Raw genomic sequence first — 14,799 nt, 5'->3', positions numbered from 1 at the left:
GTTAATTACCTTCTAGCTATAATCGCGGTTAAAACCACTCAACCTCACACACTGTATTCTCCTTCACTCCTGACAAGCATTTTTAAACCTAAACGTAAAAGGCCAAAATGCTATGTCGAACAGACGCGAACAGCGCCAACAAGCGCAACAATTCATTAATGAACTAGCGGGCGAAGCCTACCCCAACTCAACACGCCATTACGAAAGTGGAAGTAGAGACGATATCCGTGTGGCCATGCGCCTTATTCACCAGCACGACAGCTTGGTAGGCGGCACAGAAGACAGCCCTATCTTAGAACCCAACCCACCCATTCCGGTTTACGACACATCAGGCCCTTACGGCGACCCAAAGGAAAATATTGACGTGCACAAAGGTTTATCGCCTTTGCGTAAAACCTGGATTGAAGAGCGCAGCGATACCCTTGAGCTTGATGGCGTTTCATCAAGCTTTGCCAAAGAACGTGAAAACGACATTTTTACCGAAGACTTTCGCTTTATACGCAGTCGCAAACCGCTAAAAGCAAAAGCAGGCAAAAACGTTACACAGCTGCATTACGCCAGACAGGGCGTTATTACCCCTGAAATGGAATACATTGCCATACGCGAAAACATGGGCCGCCAAGCCATTAAAGACGCCGAGCTAACTCAGCAGCACAAAGGCGAGCACTTTGGCGCCAATTTACCCGAGACGATAACCCCTGAATTTGTGCGACAAGAAGTGGCCGCAGGGCGCGCAATTATTCCGTGTAACATTAACCACCCCGAACTAGAGCCAATGATTATTGGCCGTAACTTCTTAGTGAAAATTAACGCCAACATTGGTAATTCTGCAGTAACGTCATCAATTGAAGAAGAGGTAGAAAAGCTGGTGTGGTCTACGCGCTGGGGCGCCGACACCATCATGGATTTATCCACCGGCAGGAATATTCACGAAACCCGCGAGTGGCTGCTGCGAAATAGCCCAGTCCCCCTTGGTACCGTACCTATTTACCAAGCGCTGGAAAAAGTGAATGGCGTAGCCGAAGACTTAACGTGGGAGATGTTTAAAGACACGCTTATCGAACAAGCCGAGCAAGGGGTAGATTACTTCACTATTCACGCAGGCGTACTGCTTGAATATGTACACCTTACCGCAAAACGGGTAACCGGCATTGTATCTCGTGGCGGGTCGATTATGGCGAAGTGGTGTTTAAGTCGTCACCAGCAAAGCTTTTTGTACGAGCACTTCCACGATATTTGCGAAATTTGCGCGAAATACGATGTAGCGCTGTCGCTAGGTGATGGCTTGCGCCCGGGCAGCGTAGCAGACGCTAACGACGATGCGCAGTTTTCTGAACTACGTACCCTTGGTGAGCTAACTAAAATTGCCTGGGAATACGATGTTCAGGTAATGATTGAAGGCCCAGGGCATGTGCCAATGCACATGATTAAAGAGAACATGGAAGAGCAGCTTAAGCACTGTCATGAAGCACCGTTTTATACCCTGGGGCCACTAACCACAGATATTGCACCGGGCTACGATCATTTCACATCCGGCATTGGTGCCGCCATGATTGGCTGGTATGGCTGCGCCATGCTTTGCTATGTAACCCCTAAAGAGCACCTTGGTTTACCTAACAAGGAAGACGTTAAACAAGGCTTAATTACCTACAAAATTGCTGCTCACGCCGCTGATTTAGCTAAAGGCCACCCGGGCGCGCAAATTCACGACAACGCCATGTCGAAAGCGCGCTTTGAGTTTAGATGGGAAGATCAGTTCAATTTAGCGTTAGACCCACATACCGCGCGTGCGTATCACGATGAAACCCTTCCGCAAGCCTCTGGCAAAGTCGCACACTTTTGCTCTATGTGCGGGCCTAAATTCTGCAGCATGAAAATATCTCAGGAAGTACGGGATGTCGCTAAGCAGGCGGAAAACCTAGCTCCCGCCCAAGCCGCAGAAAAAGAAAAGGAAAAAGGCATGAAGGACATGGCGAACGCATTTAATAAATCGGGCGCCGAGCTTTATCATACCGCCGACAGTAAGGTTGAATTGCCATGACAGAGAACGCCTTGCAGCAGCCTGCGGTTAAACAGCCGGTTGTATGGTGTATAGGCGGTATAGATTCTAGTGGCGGCGCGGGTATTACCCGCGATGCCATTACCCTTGCCGACTTAAACGTTCACGCCTGCGTCATTACTACGCAGGCCACTGTGCAGTCGAATTCGATAATGCTAAGCAAAGAAAGTATGACGGCTTCAGCACTGAATCAACAGTGGCAGGTACTTAGCGAGAGCACACCAGCCAGCGCGATAAAAATTGGCGCTATTGCTAACGATGAACAAGCGCTGTTGTTGTGCGCGCGCATTCGCTCAATGGATAAACCTCGGCCATTTGTATTGTGGGACCCGGTAATACGCACATCATCAGGTGGAAAATTAAGCGAACTGTCTGAACCTGTAGTAGAAGAACTTTTAAATACCGTAGATTTAGTCACGCCTAATACCCAAGAGCTTTCGTGGTTAACTCGTCTATCGATAAAAAGCGAAGATAGCTTGCTTACTGCAGCCCACCAACTCATAACCAAGGGCGCGCACGCGATTTACATAAAAGGAGGGCACGCCAACTGGCAAGCACACGTATGCGATACCTTCATCAGCCCCACCCAAACCATACAGTTTAGTCAGCCAAGAAAAGAGACCAGCAAGCTTCGCGGTACGGGCTGTATGTTAGCCAGTGCCATAGCGGCTTTTGTGGTGAACGACTACTGCATTGAAGATGCCCTTACCCTTGCCAACGCTTATGTTAGCCAGGTTAGGCACGCTTCTTGTGCGAACACAGCGTATACCCTTACATCACAAACAAGCAGCCCTGCCTATGGACGCTGTATAGGTTTCCCCAATAACCCATTGTGCTTTCCTTCGGTAAAATTTTATCAACGGGAACACGCGCCCTCGCAGCCGTCATTACTAAGCGCCAAACAGGAGTCACACGTTCAAAGCCAAGCTATAGAACGCCCCTTTCCCGCCCTTACGCAAACCGACTTGGGCTTATACCCTGTTGTTGATAGCGTTGACTGGATAGCACGCTTATTACCTACTGGGGTTAACATCATTCAGCTTCGCGTAAAGCACGGAACGCAGGAAGAGATTCGCCAACAGATAAAAGAAGCCATAGCACTTACGAAAAATACACACTGCCAACTGTTCATTAACGACTACTGGGAGTTAGCTATTGCGCTAGGTGCGTACGGCGTTCACTTAGGACAAGAAGATATCGACACCGCAAATTTAGAGGCCATTCGACAGGCAGGTTTACGGCTTGGTATTTCTACCCACGGCTTTGCTGAAATACAGCGCGTACGTGCTTTGCACCCTTCGTACATAGCCCTAGGGCACATATTTCCTACGAATACCAAAGACATGCCATCTAAGCCCCAAGGTGTTGAGAGGCTGCGTAAATACGTAGCCCTATGCGAAGGAATTCCTACGGTCGCGATAGGCGGTATCAATTTAGCGCGCATTGCCGATGTGGCAAAAACCGGTGTTAATAGTATTGCCGTCGTCAGTGCAATTACCCAAGCTGATGAACCGTTAAATGCGTTTTGCAAACTATCGAAGGAGGCGGGTTTTGCATAGCCATTCATTCACCCAGCCCCTAGACAAACAAGATATCCAGCGATACAGCAGACAACTTATGCTTGAGAGCGTGGAAGAAGACGGCCAAGCTAAGCTTGCAAACTCACACGCCGTAGTAGTTGGCCTTGGTGGATTGGGAAGTTTAGTCGCCCGTTATTTGGTGGGTGCCGGTGTGGGAAGCATCACTTTGGTTGACGGTGACACGGTAGACATCAGCAATTTGCAGCGCCAGGTAACTTACAACGAGATGCACCTTGGAGAGCTTAAAGCCAAATCACTGTATAACGAGCTCCGCAAAGTTAACCCCAAGCTTAATATCAGATATAAAAGCCTTTATGTTGATAGTAATAACTTACCAACGCTGATTTCCTCAGCCGATTGCGTGCTTGACTGCACTGACAAAATTGACACGCGAAAATTGATTAATGCGGCTACGTACCGCGCCTCTACACCGCTATTTATTGCAGCAGCGAGCGGACTAAGCTGGCAAGCATTAAACCTACCGCAAAACTCAACAGGCGGTGGCTGTTACGCCTGTCTTGTTGAATACATCAATGTGCGCGAAGACTGCTTAAGCAAAGGCGTACTTGGCCCTGTGGTTGGCATGGCGGCTTGCCATCAGGCAACGCAAGCATTGCTGTTTTTAGCCAAAGGGTTCAGTGCCAATATCAAATGGGGCCATTACCTAACTGGGAAAGCCGACCTTGGTTCCCTTAAAAGCTTTACGCTGCCCTCTTCTTCTACTTGCGAGGTATGTCATGACCCAAATTAAAGTGAATGTGAACAATCAACCCATGAACGTGATATCGCCCATCTCGTTAAACGAACTGGTTGCGCTTAAGCAGATCAATGTAGACGGGACTGCCATCGCTAAGAATGCGGCCATTGTGAGCAAACGAGACTGGTCGACAACGTATCTTAACGATAACGACACCGTTGATATCTTTACCCTAGTTGCAGGAGGCTAATATGCTAACGCTTGCAAAGCATACTTTTTCATCACGCCTTTTAACCGGCACAGGAAAATTCAGTAACGCTACCACTATGAAAAGTGCTGTGAGCGCTGCTCAAAGCAACATTGTGACCCTGGCCATGAAGCGCGTAGCGAGTAATAACGCACAAGACGAAACGTTAAAGGCACTACGCGAACTAGGGGTTACCTTACTTCCTAACACATCGGGGGCTAAAAATGCCCAAGAAGCCGTATTTGCAGCCGAGCTTTCTTATGAAGCACTGGGTAGCCAATGGGTAAAGCTAGAAATTCACCCCGACCAGCGTTACCTACTGCCCGACCCCATTGAAACCCTTCGGGCCGCCGAGACCTTAGTAAAAAAGGGGTTCAACGTACTGCCATACTGCGGCGCAGACCCTGTACTTTGTAAACGCTTAGAAGACGTAGGCTGTGCAGCCGTTATGCCATTGGGTGCGCCCATTGGAAGCAATCAAGGGCTGCAAACTGCTCCTTTTTTGAAGATCATTGTTGAGCAAGCGTCGATACCGGTAATTGTTGATGCAGGCATTGGCAAGCCCAGCGAGGCTATGGCTGCCATGGAAATGGGCGTAGACGCTGTGCTGGTCAATACGGCTATCGCCACCGCTAGAAACCCTGTGGCTATGGCTAAAGCCTTTGCCAGCGCCGTTGAAACAGGCCGTTGCGCTTTTGAGGCGGGTTTGGGCGCAACCAGTAACGTGGCGCTGGCCTCTAGCCCGCTTACCGCCTTTTTGGAGCCAACAGTATGAAGGTAGCACAAGCGCTAATGCAGCAAGACTTAGCTCATCTAGCTATGTTGATTAACAGTAAAACCGCGAGTGATGTAGAGCGAGCTTTAAATGCCAGCACACTTTCAATAGATGATTTTATGGCGCTTATCTCCCCTGCTGGTGCACCCTATTTGGAGGCGATGGCAAGTCGTGCTCAAGCACTCACCCGCCATCGTTTCGGCAATACCATGCAGCTATTCGTGCCTTTGTATTTGTCGAACCTGTGTGCCAACGAATGTACCTATTGCGGCTTTACCATGAGCAACAAAATAAAGCGCAAAACCCTATCTATAAGTGAAGTGCTTACCGAGATTGAAGCTATTAAAGATATGGGCTTTTCTCAGGTGTTGCTGGTAACTGGCGAACACGAAACCAAAGTAGGTATGGACTATTTTGAGCAAACCCTTAGCGCTATACGAGACAAAGTTAGCTACCTCATGATGGAAGTGCAGCCGCTAAAGCGTGAGCAATATGAAACGCTAAAGCAGAAGGGGTTAGATGCTGTTTTGGTGTATCAAGAAACCTATTCGCCCCAGCAGTACGCAACCTATCATACGCGAGGGAAAAAACAGGATTTTTTATGGCGTTTGGAAACCAGCGACCGGTTAGGCCAAGCCGGTGTTGATAAAATAGGCATAGGTGCGCTACTTGGTTTAGGTGACTGGCGAGTTGATAGTGCTATGACCGCCCTTCACGGTAAGTTGATTCAGCAGCATTATTGGCAAAGCCGCGTATCTATCGCCTTTCCTAGACTTCGCAGCTGTGAAGGTAACAACACTGGCGGGAATGCACTTACCAACAGCAAGCTGCCAAATGAGCGGGACTTGCTACAACTAATTTGTGCCCACCGCCTGTTTAACCCACAAGCCGAACTATCAATGTCTACCCGTGAATCGGCCGCGTTTAGAGATGGCGTAATGCCGCTGGGTATAACATCTATGAGTGCCGCGTCACAAACGCAGCCAGGCGGCTACAGCGAACCCTCACAGGCATTAAATCAGTTTGATATTGATGACAATCGTTCGGTGCCAGAAGTGGTAAACGCGATTTCGGCGAGAGGATTAGAGCCCGTTTGGAAAGATTGGATGCCCTTTAGGCTCTCGCCGACATAGCTTCGGCAAAAATTTTTTCTAAAGGTGACAAGTCAAAGTGGACTCCAGCAATGTTAGCTTCTATCCAAGCATTCTGAGAAATCTTAGGCCAGTTAATGTCATAGCCCAGAACAAATAGTAATTCTTCAAAATAGAATCGCTGTACTCTACCGTTACCCTCTCTAAAAGGATGAATAATGTTTATCTCGCATATTTTCGCTTTAAATCGACAATAGTCTTGCGCTCATTGGTTTTCTTTAACTCCAAACCTTCGTAACTGAGACTTACCTCGTAGTTTTGAATATTAGGAGCAAACCTCTCTTTCCTGTGGTTACTATTTTTTGAAACAGTATGCGACATATACACCTCCCATAACGAATAACTCTACCTCGTTATAGTATAAATAGCTATTTTTGATCTTGATACCAAGCGTTTGGTTTGAGCGAAAACATTAGTTTTTTTAAGGCAAAATAAATAAAAAATTTGTTTTGCTTTCACGTAAAACCCTCCGTAGAATCCGCCCAAATTTTAGCCAGACTCTTTTCCTATGCGTCTGGCTTTTTTGTCTTATTTATCTCATATTAAAGTTATCAAAACTTAAGGGCAGTGCGTTGGATACCGTTGAATTTATTCAAATTCGTAAGTTTATAGTGAAGCTAGGAAAAATGCTGCACAAGTACGGTACGCCTGCGTTCCGTCTTGAAGCTTACCTCGGTGAAGTCGCCAAATATCTGGGCGTACACGCTTCATTTATTTCGACGCCCACGTCACTAACTTTTGTTATCTGGAGCGACCGTCACGAAGACGAATACAACCATGCTGCGCGATTACAGCCTGGCGACCTAGACATGAATGCACTGTCGCTAACCGATGAATTAGCCAGCGAGTTGCTATCGGGAAACCTATCGCTAACTGAAGCCGATAAGCGCCTAAATGAAATAGATGCCATGGGTAGCCCTTACGGTAAGTTATCTACCGGAACGGCGTTTGCCATGGCAACAGGTGCATTCGCTATGCTAATGGGTGCAAGCTGGAGTGAAATAGGTTGGTCTGCAGCACTGGGGATAGTGGCGTACTTATGGACCTTATGGGCACAGCAATCTAAACGGGTAAACCTGATGTTAGAGCCGGTCACCGCGTTCGTAGGCGGCATTCTAACTTGCGCAATCAGCCGATATATCGACCCGGGGATGAACATTCCCCTAGTTGTACTTTCGTCGGTGATTGTATTTGTGCCAGGCCTTGCCCTGACTATGGGATTAGCGGAACTATCTTCGCGCAATATGGTGTCGGGCACCGCTCGTACCATGGACGCCATTATGCAGTTATTCAAACTGTATTTTGGTGCATTTTTAGGTGTATCGGTAGGTTTTAGCGTGTTTGGTGAAAACGTGTATACCCCAGCAGAGTCACTACCTTACTGGGCGACTTGGCTTGCTGTATTCCTATTGTGTATTGCGCTAGTTGCAATATTTAGAACCCGCCTTAAGCACATACCTTGGGCATTAGCAGCGGCGTTTATCGCATACAGCGCAACGGCGTGGAGTTCAGATTACATGAGCCCGGGGCTAGGCGCTTTCGTAGGTGCATTTGCGTTGGGTATTTTTGCTAATGCGTTTACCCGCATTGCCAATCAGCCCGCTACTATTGTGGCGATGCACGGGCTAATTGTATTAGTGCCGGGGTCGAAAACCTACATTGGCTTAAACTCGTTTATGACGGGCCAAGACTTTGTAAAAGCCGATCATTTAGGCCAAGAAGTGTTTCTTATCTTCATGTCGTTAGTGGCAGGGCTGATATTTGCCAACGTTGTTATGCCTACGAAAAAGGCGCTATAAGAAACATTATTATTTAAGCAGCTTGATCAGCGCCCGTCCTAAACGGGCGTTAAGTGCGCCAGCGGCAATGGCTTCAGCCGAATTTTCCATAAATTTCGCCGACAAGCTGCCACCAATTTGATTGGCTACTTCGTCGGTTGCTAAGTCGAATACCCCCTGCGCCGCAATGTTTTGCGCCAACACTTTTAGCAACTTCCAGTTCCCCGCGGTACTTGGTCTTAGCCCATACACGCGAGCCATGCGACGAATAGTGCGAAAGCTAATCCACACCACTGCAAAGGTTTGAATAAGGTTATTGGGGCTAATGAACGCTAAACTCCCCGCCGTTACCGACTCTTTATTTAGCACCTTGTAGGCCTTTTCCTGCACCGGTTTTAGCACAGTATCTTCATAAAGACCTAATCGCTCTGGCCCGGTCATATCGTCTTGAAGCTGCTGTTGATAACGGTCAAAACAATGCGCCGCGTAAGACCCTTGGGAAAAGCGCTTTCCGTGCTGGTTCAACACGCGATCTATTTTCTCTGGCGAGGGCTGGTTTTCCGCTGAGGGCTGATTACCCGCTAAGGGCTCTATGCCCTTATTAGCCAACAAATTTCGGATAACGCTAGCGTCTTTCATTGCCGTGTTAACTTGCTTATAGCCACGCCATTCTTTAAAACTTAAAAAGCTAAAGCAGCTAACAAAACCTATCAGCAGCGCACCTAATACACCGGTTCCAATGGGGTGTTCAGAAACATTTGCAACAAGGGTGGTATAAGCTTCAAAAACAAAGAAACCCAATAATGAAATTACACCGAAACCCAAGGTTGCTGCACCTAACGAAATGCCGCCTTTTTTGGCCTCGACTTCCCATACATCCTCAGTAACCTGCTGCGGTAGCTTGGTTTCAGGCTGCGCGATATCTAAGGTTTGTGTTTTAACTTTGGTTTTGTACTGCGGCTTGTTTACCGTACTACTATTTTGTTCACCCGGAGACGCTGTTTGAGATTTCGTATTTGCTTCATCTTGCTGGTCGCTATTCGCGCCATAAAGCGCTTCGCTTCTGATATTGGGCGAGTTGCTAATATTAGACGATCGAGTCGGCTCTGGGCTTTCGTCAAATTTATAAGGTTTATCGCTCACTCTTGCTCTCCTTTGCCCAGTAAAAACTGAAGCAATCTGTCTACGCCTTTGCCGGCCAAAATACGTGCTTTGTAATCGCTTGGCACACTTACATCTGGTACAGGGAAATGGCTGCCCTCTTCCATCTCTTTCAATGTTCTAGGAATGGGCTCGAACGTAGATTCAACATAGCGACCATCGGTGTCTTTATAGCGAATAGCATCTTCATTACTGCCATCGTCGGTCACTTGCATGCTCGACACTAAAAAATGTTCAAACTGGATAGGTTTACCATCGAACCGTGCTCTGGCCCCTTCGGTAATTTGCATTAACAAACTCAGTAAATTGCCCCGCTGGCTAACCGGGATAAGATCGGATTTGGTGGCCACAAACGCCACTTTACCTATTTGCTCTTTCTTTAACACATTACGTGAAAACCACGTGCTTTGCCCGTACACGAACGTATCGGCCAAATGGCTTAGGGTTTCCTTTAACTGATACAAATGCTGCCTGCTGTGGTTAAGCCCTTCAAACAAATCTACCAGAATAATTTGTTTATCCGTTTCTTTAAAAATGGACTGTTTTAACGGCGTTAACCATCCATTTTGAAACTTAGCAAAGTGCTTATCGAATATGTTGAACCACGGGTGCGACACGTCGCTGGTAATGCTGGACGGCAGTGGTGTAAACCCAAATGCCTGCCAATCAAAGTCGCTAGATTCCAACAAAAAACTGCCCGGCTGAAGTAAAGATATGCCGTTCGCTTTGGCTTCTACCAAATAATCGCGGTAAGCGTTAACCAGTAGCTGTATGCGCTGCTCCGTTGGCTCCTGCTCGAAATCGAATTGATTAACGAACGCTTTCCATTGATTAGCAAAATACTGCTGCGGCCCGCTACTAAGCTGTGCCCATGCAGAATCTGACCAGTGCGCATAGGTTTTACTTAACATAGGAATGTCGGTTACCCACTCGCCGGGGTAATCGATAAATTCAAATACTACGTCGCTGTGCGGCAATACATGGCGCTTTAGTGAGGCTGTTTCTTTTAGGCGCACCACTAGTTTAAAGCCAAATGCTTCTTCAGTAGCCTTCGGCCACTGCCCGTTCTCCAGGTCTTCAATATTCTGTATATGAGGAAAAGGTTTATAGCCATCAATAGGCTCTATATGCATATCAAGCACTTGGGAGGGCGGTAAATAACGCAACAAGGGCAAACACGCATAGCCCTCTTCACTACGACTTTTAAGCATGATAATAAGGCTGGTAAACAGCATAGATTTACCACTTCGACTAAGCCCCGTTATGGTGAAACGGTGCGTTTCTTTGTTAAACGCACTACTTAGTTTGTCGCCAGTTAGCGACGCTATTTCCCGAGTCTTGTCAAAAAACGTAGCGATATTTTTCTGCATTATTTGTTTGTATTCTGCCTTTGCAGCTTTAGTTCCTTTGCCATTCACCTAACGAAAAGGCTACACCTTCGCATAATCGTGAATATAGGGTTAAGTATAGATATAAAAGAGTAATGTGGTTGCTAGGTAATAAAAGCAAGGGCAGTGCCAGCTAAGTGGGCTTCACACGATAAAAAACGTCTACCGTTTTTAGTGTTCATTGGTCTGGTTAAACAGCTTCTTCTTTATACGATTTTTGCTGGAATGCCAGTGGTTCTTTGGCTTTCGAGGGGCATTATCCATTACATGCTCAAAATCAATATCGGCGCGTTTAGTGGGTGGTACGTGAGCACAAAAGAATGTATCAATTTGTGACTGCGCCAGTTTATGTAAACTTTCTCGGTATTGATTAGGGTGGCATAAAGGGTATGGCGGTACCAACTTGCCTTTCACTTTAACTAACACATCGGCAATGTACGCCTGCTGCGTAGGCGCATGCATTAGCGTTAAATCGTGATCGGTATGCCCAGGGGTATATATAACCTGCCAGTCAGGGAAACCGGGTAATGTTTGGTTATCTTTAAGCGTGATATCTGGCGTAAGAATTGGGTTATACCAAATGGGTAAACGGGGCTTTCCTATACGGCTTGCCACCCACCACGTGAGCAGCAAATCGATACCGTGGGCCGTACGACCAGCAAGCCCTTTATACCAGTTAATCGCTTTGGGGTGACATGCCACCTGCGCCCCTGTGCGCACGCGAAGTTTGATGGCCCCACCGGCGTGATCAGGATGCATATGTGTAACCACAATCAGCTTTAAATCAGCCAGCGGGCGACCCAAGGTTTGTGTTATGTAATTACACACGGTGTCTACGTCAGCACGACTACACCCGTCCAGCAAAAGCAGACCTTTGCTATCTTCAGCTAGGTAAATATGTTGAATGTACCCTTTTAGCGTGTGAATCTTCATAACAACTTCCTTTTCACCCATTCTTTCACGGTGGTATACGCCGCTCTACGTCAGCACAACCGCGACGGTCGTAAACTCTACCAAAGACTATCTGGTAAGACCAGATTCAGCAAACAAGTGTAGCATTAAATCCCTCAACCACATTAGCCCTGGTTCGCCTTCTTGTTGACTATGCCAGTAAAGGTGGGTTTCCAATTCAGGTAGCTGATACGGCAGTTTGGTGCTAATCAAATTGTCGTCATTCACTGCATCGGCCACCGAACCCGGCAAGGTGAGTAACGCATCAGTATTAGCCACCACATCTGCCGCAGCACGATAGTTTTGGCAGCGCCACAAAGAAGGGCGGCTTACGCCTAACTGTTGCAGCGCAATTTCTTCCACCGACGCCCCTTTAGCCCGGTTAGACACCGTAATATGCCGCGCCGCTACATATCTTTTCTTATCTAAACTCTGTGCCAATGGGTTTTGCTTATTCATGAGCACTTTGTAGGTATCGCGACGTAATAGGGAATGCGAAATAGGCGCAGCAACGGCACGGCCAATATCAATAGCTAAATGCAGCTTTCGGTTAGTTAGGTCTGCCAGCATAGTGTCACGATGTAAGCGAGTGCTTACTATTTCAATATTAGGCGCTTGCTTCTCAAGGGTTGAAAGCAGTGCAGGTAAAACACCTAACTCTAACGACTCTTGCATGGCAATAACGAACCGCTGATGGCTGTGTAACGGGTCGAAATCAACAAATTCCCCTAATGCTTTTCGAATATCGCTCAACGCTTTCAGGATTGCGGGAGCTAAACGTTCGCAGGCAGCGGTAGGCAACATACTTTGTTTTTCTTTTACAAAAAGCGGGTCGCCTAAAATATCCCGAAACCGGCGCATAGCATGACTGACTGCCGACGGCGTAATGTGCAGCGCCTCGGCCACACGAGTCATGTTTCTGTGCTGCCAGAGTGCTTCAAACACCTTAAGCAGGTTTAGGTCTAGCTTTTCAAATTGTCTGTGCTCTAACACCCACAACACCATGAATAAAATTCACACCATTTAGAGATTATATTTCATTTCATTCACTAAACAACTTTCACTAGTATGAACTTAATAAATTATACAACAGGTGCCCTATGGATTTTTCACATAACGACAAAACAAAAGCCTTGCTAGAAAAGCTGGATAACTTTATTGCTGAGCATATAGCGCCAATCGAAAATGAAGTTTACGACTTTCACCACAAAGAAAATAACCACGGCGATTGGAAAAGCTGGAAGCTGCACCCTGGTACAGAAGCCCTTAAAGCCAAAGCACGTGAAGCGGGCTTAGCGAACTTATTCTTACCCGATGCTGAACTAGGCCAGGGCCTTACCACGCTTGAATATGCGCCAATGGCTGAGCGCATGGGTAAATACCTTTTTGCCCCTGAAATATTCAACTGTAATGCGCCTGACACCGGCAACATGGAAGTGCTTTATCACTTCGGCAACGATGCACAAAAAGAACAGTGGCTAACACCCCTGCTGGCTGGCGAGATTCGTTCAGTGTTTGGCATGACCGAACCTGACGTTGCATCGTCCGACGCCACTAACATGGCCGCAACCATCATTGAAGACGGCGACGACGTAGTTATTAACGGTAAGAAATGGTGGTCGACAGGCTTAGGCCACCCTAACGCAGCATTCACGATATTCATGGGTTTATCGAACCCCGACAACGACAAGCACAGCCGCCACAGTATGGTGATAGTGCCGCTAGATACACCAGGAATTAACATCAAGCGTATGCTAGATGCCTACGGTGATTACGATGCGCCATACGGCCACGGCGAAATGCACTTTGATAATGTTCGGGTAAGTAAAGACAACATCATAATGGGTTTAGGTAAAGGGTTTACGATAGCACAAGGTCGCTTAGGCCCGGGCCGCATTCACCACTGCATGCGCGCTATCGGCATGGCCGAAAAAGCGTTAGAGCTTGCGCTTAAACGCGGTCACGAACGGGTTGCCTTTGGTAAGCCTATCATCCGTTTAGGCGGCAACCTAGAGCGTGTTGCTGATGCTCGCATGGCGATAGAACAAGCGCGTTTGCTTACCCTTCACGCGGCGTGGAAAATAGATAACCTTGGCGTTAAACACGCTATGACAGAGATCTCAGCCATTAAAGTAGTTGTGCCAAATATGCTACAAAGCGTAGTGGATATGGCACTACAAATTCACGGTGGCGCGGGCATGTGTAGCGACTTCCCGCTCGCCCGTTTTGCGGCTGGCGCAAGAGCCCTTCGCTTGGCTGACGGCCCTGACGAAGTGCACAAAGGCATGGTATCTCGCCTAGAACTCAAAAAATATCAGTAGTAAAACTAATACGAAAAATGCGGCTTAATGCCGCATTTTTTGTTGGTTTTACTTCATTTCGAAAAGAACTAGTTCTCTTCTTCGCGCTGCTTAATACGCTGATGCAGCGCGTCTAGCTTACTGAAGCTGTCGAACAGTTCTGGGTGCGTGGCAATGAGCGCGGCAACATGCTCAAAAGCTTCTTCTCGCGTGTCATTAGTAAGAAAGCGAATATCGTCGTCGCTAGGTAAGCGATTAAAGTCGATACCCGGGCCGGTAGAAGAGGCTTGAATCTTCATGGCGCGAAAGTCTTTCACATAGCGGGGTTCGCAGCTTTTACGGGCAATTTTACTACCAATGGGTTTCTGGTATTTACAGATAACATCGAACTTCGCGACTTCATTTATACTATTGTAAAGTTCTAAGAATTCGAAGCGCTGATTATCGAATGCTCTTTTTAGTTGCGGTGTGGTCTTTTGACCGAATACTTCAATGGTTTCAACGCGTTCTTTATCGTTTTGCGCAGTTACTTGAAAGCTTGCAGCGAGCGCAAACGAAAGCGCTGTAGTTTTTAATACATGCAGTCCGTATTTACGTGGGTTTATCACAATTAACATCCTCGTTGTTTTACTTGTACACTTTTCAAACTAGCAGCCGAACGAGTTTTAGTCAAAAAAATACCGCGTCTTATAACAAAGAAGCGGTATTAAAT

The 14,799-nt window shown here is 47.2% G+C and carries 14 protein-coding genes; 8 read left to right on the top strand and 6 right to left on the bottom strand.

The genetic code is table 11. The annotated features are described in order from the left end of the window. Positions 1-112: 112 nt before the first annotated feature. Genes thiC through thiH form a run of 6 tightly spaced genes read left to right on the top strand, consistent with a single transcriptional unit; the run spans position 113 to position 6,491 of the window. Positions 113-2,041, top strand: coding sequence for a phosphomethylpyrimidine synthase ThiC (gene thiC / locus ACTRWF_RS06515; RefSeq protein WP_462835269.1), 1,929 nt, complete (start codon positions 113-115; stop codon positions 2,039-2,041). Beyond that, on the top strand, positions 2,038-3,618 hold the full coding sequence (gene thiE, locus ACTRWF_RS06510) for a thiamine phosphate synthase (RefSeq protein WP_462835268.1): 1,581 nt from the start codon (positions 2,038-2,040) through the stop codon (positions 3,616-3,618). The genes thiC and thiE overlap by 4 nt, the downstream gene beginning before the upstream one ends. Then, positions 3,611-4,390, top strand: a complete 780-nt coding sequence (locus ACTRWF_RS06505) for a ThiF family adenylyltransferase (protein ID WP_462835267.1) — start codon at positions 3,611-3,613, stop codon at positions 4,388-4,390. Before thiE ends, ACTRWF_RS06505 begins: the two co-directional genes overlap by 8 nt. Continuing rightward, complete coding sequence (gene thiS / locus ACTRWF_RS06500) at positions 4,377-4,586, top strand: sulfur carrier protein ThiS (RefSeq protein WP_012516664.1); 210 nt, start codon at positions 4,377-4,379, stop codon at positions 4,584-4,586. The genes ACTRWF_RS06505 and thiS overlap by 14 nt, the downstream gene beginning before the upstream one ends. 1 nt (position 4,587) lies before the next feature. Continuing rightward, complete coding sequence (locus tag ACTRWF_RS06495) at positions 4,588-5,358, top strand: thiazole synthase (RefSeq protein ID WP_020742623.1); 771 nt, start codon at positions 4,588-4,590, stop codon at positions 5,356-5,358. Continuing rightward, a complete protein-coding gene (gene thiH / locus ACTRWF_RS06490) occupies positions 5,355-6,491 on the top strand; it encodes a 2-iminoacetate synthase ThiH (protein WP_462835266.1) in 1,137 nt (378 codons plus the stop codon). Before ACTRWF_RS06495 ends, thiH begins: the two co-directional genes overlap by 4 nt. On the opposite strand, the gene ACTRWF_RS06485 is transcribed toward thiH, so the two are convergent. Then, entirely contained in the window at positions 6,472-6,666 is a 195-nt protein-coding gene (locus ACTRWF_RS06485; protein ID WP_232362933.1) for a hypothetical protein, read from the bottom strand. The genes thiH and ACTRWF_RS06485 overlap by 20 nt on opposite strands. A gap of 415 nt (positions 6,667-7,081) precedes the next feature. Between ACTRWF_RS06485 and ACTRWF_RS06480 the strand changes: the two genes are divergently transcribed. Beyond that, positions 7,082-8,308 carry a threonine/serine exporter family protein gene (locus tag ACTRWF_RS06480; RefSeq protein WP_012516660.1) on the top strand — a complete coding sequence of 409 codons (1,227 nt, stop codon included), beginning with the start codon at positions 7,082-7,084 and terminating at the stop codon, positions 8,306-8,308. Positions 8,309-8,317: 9 nt separating this feature from the next. Here ACTRWF_RS06480 and ACTRWF_RS06475 read toward each other — a convergent pair whose 3' ends face one another. The 4 genes from ACTRWF_RS06475 to ACTRWF_RS06460 form a co-directional block, all read right to left on the bottom strand. Beyond that, a complete protein-coding gene (locus tag ACTRWF_RS06475; protein WP_462835265.1) occupies positions 8,318-9,430 on the bottom strand; it encodes a DUF697 domain-containing protein in 1,113 nt (370 codons plus the stop codon). After that, the gene (locus ACTRWF_RS06470; protein ID WP_462835264.1) at positions 9,427-10,818 is read right to left on the bottom strand and encodes a YcjX family protein; all 1,392 of its coding nucleotides are present in this window, start codon (positions 10,816-10,818) and stop codon (positions 9,427-9,429) included. Before ACTRWF_RS06470 ends, ACTRWF_RS06475 begins: the two co-directional genes overlap by 4 nt. 189 nt (positions 10,819-11,007) lie before the next feature. Further along, positions 11,008-11,769, bottom strand: a complete 762-nt coding sequence (locus ACTRWF_RS06465; protein WP_012516657.1) for an MBL fold metallo-hydrolase — start codon at positions 11,767-11,769, stop codon at positions 11,008-11,010. An 87-nt stretch (positions 11,770-11,856) separates the two neighbouring features. Then, on the bottom strand, positions 11,857-12,792 hold the full coding sequence (locus ACTRWF_RS06460) for a LysR family transcriptional regulator (protein ID WP_020742618.1): 936 nt from the start codon (positions 12,790-12,792) through the stop codon (positions 11,857-11,859). 95 nt (positions 12,793-12,887) lie between these two features. Here ACTRWF_RS06460 and ACTRWF_RS06455 point away from each other — a divergent pair, with 95 nt between their 5' ends. Then, the gene (locus tag ACTRWF_RS06455) at positions 12,888-14,108 is read left to right on the top strand and encodes an acyl-CoA dehydrogenase family protein (RefSeq protein ID WP_462835263.1); all 1,221 of its coding nucleotides are present in this window, start codon (positions 12,888-12,890) and stop codon (positions 14,106-14,108) included. Between the two features lie 68 nt (positions 14,109-14,176). Here ACTRWF_RS06455 and ACTRWF_RS06450 read toward each other — a convergent pair whose 3' ends face one another. Then, positions 14,177-14,695, bottom strand: a complete 519-nt coding sequence (locus ACTRWF_RS06450) for a hypothetical protein (protein ID WP_020745151.1) — start codon at positions 14,693-14,695, stop codon at positions 14,177-14,179. Between the last annotated feature and the right edge of the window lie 104 nt (positions 14,696-14,799).

The organism is Alteromonas sp. G5_S2_22_S1 (genome assembly GCF_054968525.1).
The sequence above is the reverse complement of the archived record's forward strand: the minus strand, read 5'-3'. Positions and strand labels throughout refer to the sequence as shown.

Bases quoted from the DNA above. Each gene is read 5' to 3' on its own strand.
- thiC (WP_462835269.1), top strand. From the start codon at position 113: ATGTCGAACAGACGCGAACAGCGCCAACAAGCGCAACAATTCATTAAT.
- thiE (WP_462835268.1), top strand. From the start codon at position 2,038: ATGACAGAGAACGCCTTGCAGCAGCCTGCGGTTAAACAGCCGGTTGTA.
- thiS (WP_012516664.1), top strand. From the start codon at position 4,377: ATGACCCAAATTAAAGTGAATGTGAACAATCAACCCATGAACGTGATA.
- ACTRWF_RS06495 (WP_020742623.1), top strand. From the start codon at position 4,588: ATGCTAACGCTTGCAAAGCATACTTTTTCATCACGCCTTTTAACCGGC.
- thiH (WP_462835266.1), top strand. From the start codon at position 5,355: ATGAAGGTAGCACAAGCGCTAATGCAGCAAGACTTAGCTCATCTAGCT.
- ACTRWF_RS06470 (WP_462835264.1), bottom strand. From the start codon at position 10,818: ATGCAGAAAAATATCGCTACGTTTTTTGACAAGACTCGGGAAATAGCG.
- ACTRWF_RS06465 (WP_012516657.1), bottom strand. From the start codon at position 11,769: ATGAAGATTCACACGCTAAAAGGGTACATTCAACATATTTACCTAGCT.
- ACTRWF_RS06460 (WP_020742618.1), bottom strand. From the start codon at position 12,792: ATGGTGTTGTGGGTGTTAGAGCACAGACAATTTGAAAAGCTAGACCTA.
- ACTRWF_RS06455 (WP_462835263.1), top strand. From the start codon at position 12,888: ATGGATTTTTCACATAACGACAAAACAAAAGCCTTGCTAGAAAAGCTG.